The sequence below is a fragment of the Olleya sp. Hel_I_94 genome (assembly GCF_007827365.1).
In the GTDB taxonomy this organism is placed as follows: Bacteria; Bacteroidota; Bacteroidia; order Flavobacteriales; family Flavobacteriaceae; genus Olleya.
Map to the genome: position 1 here is coordinate 416,518 of NZ_VISI01000001.1, position 11,913 is coordinate 428,430.

9 protein-coding genes are annotated in these 11,913 nt (G+C 38.3%); all 9 read left to right on the top strand.

Going from position 1 to position 11,913, the window contains the following annotated elements:
• The first annotated feature begins 1 nt into the window (after position 1).
• The 9 genes from JM82_RS02020 (at position 2) to JM82_RS02060 (ending at position 11,913) form a co-directional block, all read left to right on the top strand.
• The gene (locus JM82_RS02020) at positions 2 to 895 is read left to right on the top strand and encodes a ribose-phosphate pyrophosphokinase (protein ID WP_145000759.1); all 894 of its coding nucleotides are present in this window, start codon (positions 2 to 4) and stop codon (positions 893 to 895) included.
• A 44-nt stretch (positions 896 to 939) separates the two neighbouring features.
• The gene (locus JM82_RS02025; protein ID WP_261375255.1) at positions 940 to 1,536 is read left to right on the top strand and encodes a hypothetical protein; all 597 of its coding nucleotides are present in this window, start codon (positions 940 to 942) and stop codon (positions 1,534 to 1,536) included.
• 5 nt (positions 1,537 to 1,541) lie between these two features.
• Entirely contained in the window at positions 1,542 to 1,835 is a 294-nt protein-coding gene (locus tag JM82_RS02030; protein WP_145000763.1) for a phosphoribosylpyrophosphate synthetase, read from the top strand.
• 18 nt (positions 1,836 to 1,853) lie between these two features.
• The gene (locus tag JM82_RS02035; protein WP_145000765.1) at positions 1,854 to 3,986 is read left to right on the top strand and encodes a copper-translocating P-type ATPase; all 2,133 of its coding nucleotides are present in this window, start codon (positions 1,854 to 1,856) and stop codon (positions 3,984 to 3,986) included.
• Positions 3,986 to 5,206: an MFS transporter gene (locus JM82_RS02040; RefSeq protein ID WP_145000767.1), complete on the top strand. Its 1,221-nt coding sequence runs from the start codon at positions 3,986 to 3,988 to the stop codon at positions 5,204 to 5,206. The genes JM82_RS02035 and JM82_RS02040 overlap by 1 nt, the downstream gene beginning before the upstream one ends.
• A gap of 235 nt (positions 5,207 to 5,441) precedes the next feature.
• Complete coding sequence (locus JM82_RS02045) at positions 5,442 to 5,813, top strand: hypothetical protein (RefSeq protein ID WP_145000769.1); 372 nt, start codon at positions 5,442 to 5,444, stop codon at positions 5,811 to 5,813.
• A gap of 114 nt (positions 5,814 to 5,927) precedes the next feature.
• The gene (locus JM82_RS02050; protein WP_145000771.1) at positions 5,928 to 10,292 is read left to right on the top strand and encodes a CusA/CzcA family heavy metal efflux RND transporter; all 4,365 of its coding nucleotides are present in this window, start codon (positions 5,928 to 5,930) and stop codon (positions 10,290 to 10,292) included.
• Positions 10,293 to 11,486, top strand: a complete 1,194-nt coding sequence (locus JM82_RS02055) for an efflux RND transporter periplasmic adaptor subunit (RefSeq protein ID WP_145000773.1) — start codon at positions 10,293 to 10,295, stop codon at positions 11,484 to 11,486. It abuts the gene before it with no gap.
• Positions 11,487 to 11,496: 10 nt separating this feature from the next.
• A complete protein-coding gene (locus JM82_RS02060) occupies positions 11,497 to 11,913 on the top strand; it encodes a Fur family transcriptional regulator (protein ID WP_042293777.1) in 417 nt (138 codons plus the stop codon).

Here is an 11,913-nt window from a genome sequence, read left to right on the forward strand (position 1 = left end):
TATGAAAACAATATTATTCAGTCTTCCCGGAAACGAAAAACTCACAGAACTAATGGCTACAAAAATGGATGCCGAAGTTGGCAAAGCCACTTTGCGCAACTTCCCTGATGGAGAATCCTATACACGTATCTTATCTGATGTTAAAGACAAATGTGTTGTACTGGTATGCACCTTGCACGAACCAGACGAAAAACTATTGCCCCTTTATTTTTTAAGTCATACTGCCAAATCATTAGGGGCAATGTGCACCTGTTTGGTAGCGCCCTATTTGGCATATATGAGGCAGGACAAAGTATTTAATGAAGGCGAAGGGGTAACTTCTGGTTTCTTCGGAAAATTGATTTCAGGTTTTGCCGATAGCATTACCACGGTTGACCCTCACTTGCACAGAATTAGTTCATTAGGAGAAGTGTATCAAATTCCAAATAAAGTAATTCACGCTGCCGATGCTATTTCAGATTGGATAAAGGAAAACATCGAAAATCCGGTACTTATTGGACCCGATTCTGAAAGTGAACAATGGGTTTCAGAAGTCGCCAAGAATGCCGGAGCACCGTTTACGGTATTACAAAAGGTGCGTCACGGCGACCGTGATGTAGAAGTCTCTGTTCCCGATGTGGATAAGTACAAGGATGCTACACCTATTTTAGTAGATGATATTATTTCCACCGCGCGAACAATGATTGAAACCGTACAACATTTAAAAAAAGCAGGAATGAAATCACCTATATGTGTGGGCATTCACTCAGTTTTTTCAGGTAATGCCTATCAAGATTTATTAGATTCCGGTGTAGAAAAAATAGTGACTTGCAATACCATTCCGCATCCCTCAAATGCTATCGATTTAAGCGATATAATGGCAAAAGAGGTAAAGAAATTAATGCATCATATATGAGAAAAAAGGGCTTCATATTACTATTAATCTTATTCAGCATATCAATGAATGGACAAACTGAAATGCTCATCGGGCAGATTTCAGGCAGATCTATTGTTCGAGAAAATTTCGATGAAGAAGGTGCTTTTCTCAATAAACAAACTTTTGAAGCTGGTGAAACAATAAAGAAAAATGAATATTACGAAATTAAGGTGGTTACGGAATTGTTTGATAAAGACAAAAAATCCACCGATAAATATACAACGACCTATCGCTGTAAGCCTGATGAAGCCAGTGTAATGGTAATGGCATTTCCATTTTCAAACCCAAAATTAAAAGAAACTGAGATCAATACCACTTCTGAAAATTTTAAAGAGCTATACGATTTGGAAAACTTGGAAGAAATAGAACTGGAAATGAGTTTTGACTCGGGTCTGCTGATTTTTTTTGGTTCAAAAAGCATTATAAAAATTTACGACCGAACATTGGAAAGCAACAAAAACGATATTAATTCAAAAATAAATATTAAGGCCTATGCGTGGGGAATTCGCATTAAACAACTCAACTACACCGTCAACGAAAAATTAAACGAAAACGGCTTATTGACATTTCAAAAATTTACAGAAGAAGACAACAGTTATTTTACAATGACTTATAAATAAGACAAATGAAAAATTACGATACACTATCAGAAGCTATTAACGATTTACAGGCAAACGAGTATCCCTATGATTTCAACTTAAATCCTGAATGTTTGGAATGTGCTTCGTTAAAAATTGAGATCCGACCAGAAGATTTTAAAGTAGATAAAACCTATCGCTTTGAAGGTATGAGCAGTACCGATGACAATAGTGTGCTTTACGCCATTTCATCAAAAAATGGGATAAAAGGTCTTTTGGTAGATGCCTATGGCGTATATGCCGAAAACATTTCAGAAACAATGAGAAAGAAATTACGATAACACTTAAACAAGACAATAATGGAAAATCACGAACACCACAAAAAAGAAGAAATGGACCATTCAAAGATGGATCATTCAAAAATGAATCACGAAAAAAAGGACCACTCAAAAATGGATGATTCCAAAATAGATCATTCTAAAATGAAACACGGCAGTGAAGACCATTCAGGTCATAATCCGGGTCACGGGCAAATGGGCCACGACCACCATAAAATGATGATCGCAGACTTTAGAAAACGATTTTGGGTAACGCTTGTTCTTACCATTCCTATCTTGTTCTTCTCACCCATGATTCAAGAATTTTTCGGTTATGAATTTTTACTTCCTGGAAATTCTTATGTGCTGTTTGCACTTTCTACCATTGTATATTTCTATGGTGGTTGGCCATTTCTTAAAGGATTTGTTTCCGAAGTAAAGAATGGTGCACCTGGAATGATGACGCTCATCTCTATGGCAATAAGTGTCGCTTACTTTTATAGTTCAGCAACCGTCTTTGGTTTAAAAGGCGTTGATTTCTTCTGGGAATTGGCTACACTAATTGCAATTATGCTCATTGGGCATTGGATAGAAATGAAAAGTGTTTTGGGTGCTTCAAAGGCATTACAGCTGTTGGTAAGTATGATGCCTGCGGAAGCTCATCGCGTTAAAGGAGATACTATTGAAGATATTGCGCTTGAAGATTTATTAAAAGATGATGTAATACTAGTTAAGCCAGGAGAAAAAGTTCCAGCTGATGGAGTTATTGTTGAAGGTTCAAGTTATTTGAATGAATCAATGCTTACAGGAGAATCCAAACCAGTAAAAAAAGACGCAAAAGATAAAGTAATTGGAGGGTCAGTAAATGGTAATAGCACATTAAAAGTTAAAGTGGTGCATACAGGTAAAGATAGTTATCTCAACAAAGTTATTACAATGGTTGAGGAAGCACAAAAGACCAAGTCCAAAATGCAAAACCTTTCCGATAGAGCGGCAAAATGGTTGACATATATCGCTTTAGCTATTGGTTTTGGAACATTGGCAGTTTGGTTGCTTTTGGGCTTTCCATTTGTCTATGCGTTAGAAAGAATGGTTACCGTTATGGTAATTGCTTGTCCGCACGCATTAGGTCTTGCCATTCCACTTGTGGTTGCTATTTCTACCGCTGTTTCTGCGCAAAATGGATTATTGATTCGTAATAGAACTGCGTTTGAAGAATCGCGCAAGATATCTGCCTTACTATTTGACAAAACAGGGACATTGACCAAAGGAGACTTTGGCGTTACCAGAATTGAATCTATAGATAAGTCATATTCGCCAGAAGAAATTTTACGACTCTCAAGTGCGTTGGAACAAAGTTCAGAACATCCTATTGCAGTTGGTATCATTAAAAAAGTGAAAGAAAACAATGTTCCCATTCCCAATCCAGAAAACTTTAATTCAATAACAGGAAAAGGTGTTGAAGCCAAAGTTGAAGGTAAACAAGTAAAAGTAGTAAGTCCTGGTTATTTAAGAGACGAAAAAATCACCATTCCTGAAGATGCCTATAGTGATGCTGCAGAAACTGTAGTATTTGTATTAATTGATGGAAAATTGGCAGGTTATATTGCCCTTGCGGATGAAATTAGACCAGAATCTGCGGAAGCTATTAAAATATTCAAAAAGAATAATATTAAAGTCTTAATGGCGACAGGCGACAATGAAATAACAGCCAAGGCAGTAAGCGAGAAACTTGGATTGGATGGCTATTATGCCGAAGTATTACCACACCAAAAAGTGGAAATCGTAAAAGGACTACAAGACAAAGGAGAATTTGTTGCGATGACTGGTGATGGTGTTAATGATGCACCTGCATTGGCACAAGCAAATGTCGGGATAGCGGTTGGTTCAGGCACCGATGTGGCAGCAGAAACAGCCGATATTATTCTGGTAAATAGCAACCCACAGGATATCGCGAACCTAATTTTATTTGGAAAGGCTACCTACAATAAAATGATTCAAAATTTAATCTGGGCTACAGGTTATAATGTCGTAGCAATTCCACTAGCAGCTGGTGTACTATATTCTTCAGGCTTTGTTTTAGGTCCTGCGGTAGGAGCTGTATTTATGAGTTTAAGTACCATTATTGTGGCTATTAATGCGCAGTTATTAAAACGAAAAATCGGTAAAAAATAATGGATAGAAAAGAAAAACTCAACAGGATATCCTTAATTCTGTTGAGTTTATTTGTAGTGATGTTGGGCTATGGCATTTTATTGCCAACCCTTCCCTACTATACAGAGAGACTTGCTCTCAAAGATAATCTGGATGCGGATTTAGTCAATTTTCATATAGGATTACTCACTAGTATTTATCCATTTTTCCAATTACTTTTCGTAGTGGTATGGGGAAAGCTATCAGACAGATATGGTCGTAAACCTATTATCATTTGTGGATTAATTGGTTTTGTAATTATGCAATTACTTACTGGTCTTGCCACATCTCTAACAATGTTATATATCGCTCGAATTTTTGGTGGAATTTTCACTTCTTCGGTTATTCCCGTGAGCAATGCATATTTAAGTGATATTACATCTAAAAAACGTAGAACAAAAATAATGGCTTGGTCTGGTGTTGCCATTAGCTCTGGGGTTATTTTCGGTCCTATCATAGGTGGTTTTCTATCCCAAACAGACCTTCATCTAGAATATTCAATCGGTCAGCTGCATTTAGACCGATTTTCAATGCCATTCTTGTTTGCTGCTATATTGGGATCGATTGTTTTATTCATTGTAATGAAGTGGCTAAAAAATACCGTTCGAGTGCATAAACTTTTTGCAAAAAAAACACCTTTTCGATTTACATTTAGTAACCATTTTGTTGTGTTGCTATCGTTGTCGTTTGTACTACAATTTGTGGTGACTTTATTTGAAACAGTGTTTTCAATTTATGGAAAAGATGAATTAGGCTTTAACAGCAACCAAGTGGGTATTGGTTTTATGCTATGTGGTTCTGTAATGGCAGTTTTACAACCTGTTTTTGCAAGTTATGGAGAGAAGCTGTTATCAATCAAAAAACAAATTGCTTTAGGTTTGCTTATAGCTGGAACATCTTTAATTGCCTTTCCTTTTTTTAAAAATGAATACTTTGTCTACGGCTTAATTATTCTTTTTGCAGCTGGAGGAGCAATGGTAACTCCTAACTTATTATCAGCAGTTTCCTTAATATCAAAAGAAAATACGGGTAGAAATATATCTATACAAAGCTCTTCAAATAGTGTTGGTCAAATTTTGGGGCCTATTTTGGGAACTTGGTTAATTGCTGGGGGGTTCTATTATCCTTTTATTCTTTCAGGAGTAATCACTTTAATAGCCATAGGATTAGTTTATTTGTTAAAGCGGAACAGTCAAAATTAATTTCATCTAACCTAGATTTGAAATAAACGCGTATTTACATGATAGTTAAAAGTTTAATGGTTTGAACTTCTAACTATTTGAATAACTAATTGACAATTTGTTGACCACTACATTAAAGCAGGAAACCTGATTACAGTTTATCGAAAATTAAGGCTATGAAAACGAAAATGCAATCCAGTTGCATCATAATTCTGTTATCTTTGTATTTCAAATGAAAATATTCACATCCATATCAATGGCTATTTTATTCCTTACTCAAGGGGAATCGCCTAATATGGAATTATGTGAGCAACTGGAAAAATTCTCTAATTTCATTTCCCATTATCAAATTCACAAAGAATACGGTGGGGACTCTTTTTATGAGTACGTAGTAGAAGAGCTCTTTAGTGATGATGGAGATAATAAAGCACATCACGATGGTTCGCACGAAGATAAAGCTCCAGTACACTCACACCAGCAGTGCTGTCACCCTTCGGTTTTCATTCCAACCTCAAATAGTATAACCTTAAAGACATTTGATCTTAAGGTAAAAAAGGAATATTCCTATTATTCTTTTCAATTTAATTCCAGATATCTGGAATCTCTCTTTCAGCCTCCACGGGCTTAATTCAGTTTCATAGGGATTGCTATTCCCTATTACGTTGTGAGTTCAAATACTTGCAATTTTTGCGCTTTCGCGAAAGCGTAAAACATTTTGTTTAACTGAATTATTTTCAACCTTATGCTTAATAAAATTATTAAGTACTCCATAACCCATAAGTTGGTTATTGGATTACTCACCTTTGCTCTTATTATTTTAGGGGTATATTCTCTAAGGCAATTGCCTGTTGATGCAGTGCCTGATATTACTAATAATCAAGTACAAGTCATAACCAACTCGCCCACACTTGCGGCTCAGGAAGTAGAACGCCTTATTACATTTCCCATCGAAATAACGATGGCGACTATTCCACAAATTGAAGAAATACGTTCTTTTTCAAGGTTTGGACTTTCGGTCGTAACCATTGTTTTTGAGGAAGATGTAGATGTGTACTGGGCACGACAGCAGGTTAATGAACGCCTTGCCGAAGCTCAATCTGAAATTCCGAAAGAAATAGGTAAGCCGGGAATAGCACCTTTGACCACAGGTTTGGGAGAAATCTATCAATACGTAATCACAACTGAACCAGGTTACGAAGACCAATATAATGCAACCGAATTAAGAACAATCCAAGACTGGATCATCAGGCGCCAATTATTAGGCACGCCTGGCGTGGCTGACGTTAGTAGTTTTGGCGGTTATCTTAAACAATATGAGATTGCCATCAGACCTGAGCTTCTGAACACTATGAATATCTCAATTACAGAGATTTTTGATGCGCTCCAGACCAATAACCAAAACACAGGTGGTGCCTATATTGAAAAGAACGATAAAGCTCTTTTTATACGTAGTGAAGGTTTGGTAGGTTCACTGGAGGATATTGAAAATATTCTAGTCAAACAAACGGAATCTGGTAATCCCATATTGATACGCGATGTGGCTAAAGTTCAAATAGGAAAAGCCATACGTTACGGAGCGACTACCCGTAACGGAGAAGGTGAAGTGGTAAGTGCTATCGTGATGATGCTCAAAGGTGCTAATTCTGCCAAAGTAATAGAAGATGTAAAGGAGCAGATAGCAACCATTAGCAAAACGCTACCCGAAGGTGTGGTCATTGAGCCATTTCTGGATCGAACGAAACTAGTGGATAATGCGATTGGCACCGTGACCACAAATCTAATCGAGGGCGCTCTTATCGTTATATTTATCTTGCTGTTATTATTAGGAAACTGGCGGGCAGGTCTTATAACGGCATCTGTAATTCCATTAGCACTTCTTTTTGCATTCAGTATGATGCATATTTTTGGTGTTTCGGCTAATTTAATGAGTCTTGGTGCTATTGATTTTGGTCTAATTGTAGATGGAGCGGTCATCATTGTTGAAGCCACGCTGTTTCATTTGGGCGCTTTAACGCTTTCGCGAAAGCTGACTCAACAAGAAATGGATGAGGAAGTATTCAAATCTGCAAGTAAGATCAGGAATTCTGCTGCTTTTGGAGAGATCATTATTCTTATAGTTTATCTCCCTATTCTTGCTTTAGTAGGTACGGAGGGTAAAATGTTCGGCCCTATGGCGCAGACGGTAAGTTTTGCCATTCTGGGTGCGTTTCTTTTGTCATTGACCTATGTGCCGATGATGTCTGCGCTTGTTTTAAGTAAAAAAGGCGGTCATAAAAAGAATATTTCTGATCACATTATGAATTTTTTCTATCGCCTTTATGAGCCAGTAATAAAATGGGCGATGCATACAAGGATTATATTAGTTGGAGCAACCTTAGTCTTATTTGCAGTTGCGTTTTTCATATTCAGTACCTTGGGTGGCGAATTTATACCAACACTAGAAGAAGGAGATTTTGCGGTGGAGACCAGAGTGATTACGGGCAGTTCTCTATCCAACACAATTAAGGCGACCACCAAAGCCGAAAAAATCCTACTCGATAACTTTCCCGAGGTAGAACAGGTCGTATCTAAAATAGGTTCTGGGGAAATACCAACAGACCCTATGCCTGTAGAAGCTGCCGACCTTATGATCATTCTAAAAGATAAATCAGAATGGACAACGGCATCAAACAGGGAAGATCTGGCTAACAAAATGGCGGAAGCCTTGGAAGTTATTCCAGGGGTAACCTTTGGTTTTCAGCAGCCCATACAAATGCGTTTTAACGAACTGATGACAGGCGTGCGCCAAGATGTTGCGATTAAAATCTATGGAGAAGATCTGGAGCAACTATCTACGTATGCTAACCAGATAGGACGTATCGCAGGATCGGTCGATGGCGCAGTTGATATGTATGTGGAAGAAGTTACTGGTATCCCACAAATAGTTGTGGATTATAAGCGCAATCAGCTAGCAAAATACGGACTGTCCATTGATGATGTGAATATGGCTATTCAATCTGCCTTTGCTGGCGCTGCCACTGGAACAGTATATGAAGGAGAAAAAAGGTTTGAAATGGTCGTCCGGTTAAGCGATACCAATCGTTCCACAATTTCTGACGTTCAAAATTTATATATTAACGGCAGTAACGGCGAGCAAATCCCTTTAAAACAACTGGCAACAGTTTCAATTATTGATGGTCCGTATCAAATACAACGAGACGATACACAGCGTCGCATCATTGTAGCTTTTAATGTGCGTAACCGCGACGTGGAGAGCGTGGTCAATGAAGTTAGCAAGCTTATCAATACCCAAGTAGATCTAAAGCCGGGCTATACCGTAAGTTATGGTGGGCAATTTGAGAACTTAGTCGAAGCTAGGGAAAGACTTGCAGTAGCTGTTCCGCTTGCTCTGCTACTCATTTTCATATTACTCTACTTCACATTCGGCTCGCTTAAACAGGGAGTATTAATCTTTACTGCGATTCCGCTTTCTGCTATAGGTGGCGTGTTTGCGCTCTGGCTACGGGATATGCCTTTCAGTATATCTGCAGGAGTAGGTTTTATTGCGCTCTTTGGAGTCGCGGTATTAAATGGGATTGTCCTAATTGCAGAATTCAATAGTCTTGAAAAAGAAGGCGTGAAAGATATATTCCAACGCATTTATATGGGAACTAAATCACGTTTGCGACCTGTTATCCTTACTGCATCGGTGGCGTCCTTAGGTTTCCTGCCTATGGCTATTTCACAAACATCAGGAGCAGAAGTGCAGCGACCATTAGCAACCGTTGTAATTGGCGGACTGATTACAGCAACGTTTTTAACGCTGGTAGTTTTACCCATTCTCTACTATTACTCAGAAAAGAAATTCAAGATGAAAAAGAATAAAATTACAAGCGTTTTGCTATTTCTGATGATGGGAACGGCGTACCAAGCAAATGCTCAAACAGAACAAAAAGTATATCAATCCTTAGATCAAGTTTTAGAAGTAGCACTTGAGAACAATCCCAATCTCAAGGTAGCACAGTTTCAAACAGCACGAGAGCAGGCACTTAAAGGGACAAGCTTCAACTTACCTAAAACAGATCTGGGCGTTGAATACGGTCAGACCAATAGTATTGCAGACAATGATACGCGTTTCAGCATCAGTCAGACCTTTGAGTTTCCCACCGTTTATTCGCGTCAAAGCAAACTCAATAGTTCTAAAGTAGCCGCTTCAAAATTGAGGCAGGAAGTCGTTCAAAATGATCTGGTAGCCCAGGTATCTTCGACCTATTACCGCCTTTGGTTTTTGAAGAGCAAGGGAAATGTATTGCAACGTCAGGATAGTATTTATTCCCGTTTTTCTTACGCCGCGCAATTGCGTTATGATAACGGAGAAAGCAACGCACTGGAACTTGCCACAGCAAATGCAGAACTCGCTGATATCAACATTATGGTTCAACAAAATGAAGCCGCAATCGCTGAAGGTCAATTTACCTTACAGAATTTGATGAATGTGGATGACGCTGTTGAAATCGAAACTCCAAAATTGGAGATGAAATCTGCAATGGAAGTTAGCAATACCACAGATATGAACGTTTCAAAAAACCCTCTGGTGTCCTATTACAAGCAACAGATTGATGTGGCAGAAAATGAACGTAAGGTAGCATCAGCAAAACGGTTACCTGATATTACATTGGGTTATTTCAACCAATCATTTATAGGTACGGGAGATGCAGGAACCATTTACGATGCTGGAGATAGGTTTACTGGTGTGCAGCTGGGATTGAGCATTCCGCTATGGGCAAAACCACATACCGCTAAAATTACGGCTGCTAAAATTTATAAACAGGAAACTGAGGCTCAACTAGAGGTCATCGAAAATCAAACCAAATCTAAACTTCAATCGCTGTTTACCGAACTTCAAAAGAATTTAAAAAATATTGAATACTATCGCAAGAGTGGCCTGCCACAATCAGATGTGCTGTTTAAAACCGCGCAACGTGGGTTTGAAGAAGGCGAGATCGGGTACATTGAATATGTACAAGGTCTCAACCGTGCGTTGACTATTCAGGTAACCTATTTGGATTTTTTAAACCAATACAATCAAACACTCATCAACATTGAGCAACTTATAAAAGATATTTAAATGAAGAATATATATAACATCACAATCGCAGCCCTTCTATTGCTTGCAACAAGTTGCAAAACAGAATCGGAGCCCGCAATGGAAGAACATTCTGCAACAAACGAGAATGTTGTAGAGCTTACCCAAGCACAGCTGAAACAGACTTCTATTGAAGTGGGAAAGGCGGTGAAAAGAAATATTGGTAATGAAATAACTGTCAACGGTATGATAGACGTGCCACCACAAGGCAATATATCGGTAACCATTCCTTACGGTGGATTCCTGAAATACACGGAGATGCTTCCTGGAACCAAAATACGTAAAGGACAAATAGTTGCTAAAGTTGAGAATCCAGAATTTATTGAATTTCAAAGAGCCTATTTAGAAGCTATTGCAGATAATGATTATCTAAAATCCGATTACGACCGTCAGAAAATTTTGAACGATGAACGAGTATCATCCACCAAGGTTTTTGAGAAGGCAAAAAGCATATATCTCAACAATCAGGCAACGATCAAAGCCTTGGGAAGCAAACTGCGATTGATAGGCATCAATCCCAAAAACGTTAGAAATGGAACCATTTCATCCACTGTAAATGTGTATTCACCTATCAATGGTGTTGTTAGGGATGTGTATGTCAATACGGGAAAATATTTTGGAACACAGGATGTCTTGATGGACATAACGGACGCGTCAGACCTTCACGTAGAACTCAATGTTTATGAGGATGATATTCCACTAATCCGTATAGGACAGCGCATACGTTTCCGTCTGGCAAATGCTCCCGAGGAATGGATGAAAGCAGAAATTTTCCTTATAGGGAACAACGTTCGGGACGATAGGTCAGTTACCATACACGGGCACTTAAAGGAATCTGAAACTTATGAGGAGCTGCTGCCTGGAATGTTTGTCAATGCCAAAATTGAGGTAGGAACATTAGAAATGTACGCCGTACCAGAAGAAGCCATCGTAAGATATCAAGGCAACCAATATATTTTTGAAGCATTGGGCAACCGCACTGAAGGTAACGCAACAATGATGGATTATGAAATGCTCGAAGTTGAAAAGGGCAATGCGGAGGATGGTTTTGTAGCAATTGAATTAAAAGATAAATCGAGATCTATTGAATCTATAGATCTGGTATTAAAAGATGCATTTACACTTCTGGCCAAAGCAAAAAACAGTGAAGAAGAAGGTGGCGGACACGGACATTAATCAAATTAAAATGACAGAAATAGAAAAAACATTAGAAAATCATCAAGTACGTCCTACGGCGATGCGTATTTTGATTTATAAATACTTGGCTGAAAAGAAGATTGCGGTGGCGTTAACTGATATTGAGTACGCTTTCGCGAAAGCGGAACGTACCACATTATATCGTACACTCAAAACCTTTGAAGAAAAGAAGATCGTTCACCAAATAGATGACGGTACGGGAATTTCAAAATATGCTTTGTGCGAAAGTGGTTGCAACTGTGAGATTGAACAAGATTTACACTTGCATTTCCATTGTAACAATTGCAACGAAACTGTGTGTCTTACGGAACATAAAATTCCTCAAATTAAAGTACCTGATGGCTTTGTTTCAGAGAATGTAAACCTAGTCGTAAAAGGAATATGCGATAAATGCAGTGGTCAATAA

Bases quoted from the DNA above. Each gene is read 5' to 3' on its own strand.
- JM82_RS02045 (WP_145000769.1), top strand. From the start codon at position 5,442: ATGGCTATTTTATTCCTTACTCAAGGGGAATCGCCTAATATGGAATTA.
- JM82_RS02030 (WP_145000763.1), top strand. From the start codon at position 1,542: ATGAAAAATTACGATACACTATCAGAAGCTATTAACGATTTACAGGCA.
- JM82_RS02050 (WP_145000771.1), top strand. From the start codon at position 5,928: ATGCTTAATAAAATTATTAAGTACTCCATAACCCATAAGTTGGTTATT.
- JM82_RS02020 (WP_145000759.1), top strand. From the start codon at position 2: ATGAAAACAATATTATTCAGTCTTCCCGGAAACGAAAAACTCACAGAA.
- JM82_RS02035 (WP_145000765.1), top strand. From the start codon at position 1,854: ATGGAAAATCACGAACACCACAAAAAAGAAGAAATGGACCATTCAAAG.
- JM82_RS02060 (WP_042293777.1), top strand. From the start codon at position 11,497: ATGACAGAAATAGAAAAAACATTAGAAAATCATCAAGTACGTCCTACG.
- JM82_RS02055 (WP_145000773.1), top strand. From the start codon at position 10,293: ATGAAGAATATATATAACATCACAATCGCAGCCCTTCTATTGCTTGCA.
- JM82_RS02025 (WP_261375255.1), top strand. From the start codon at position 940: ATGAATGGACAAACTGAAATGCTCATCGGGCAGATTTCAGGCAGATCT.
- JM82_RS02040 (WP_145000767.1), top strand. From the start codon at position 3,986: ATGGATAGAAAAGAAAAACTCAACAGGATATCCTTAATTCTGTTGAGT.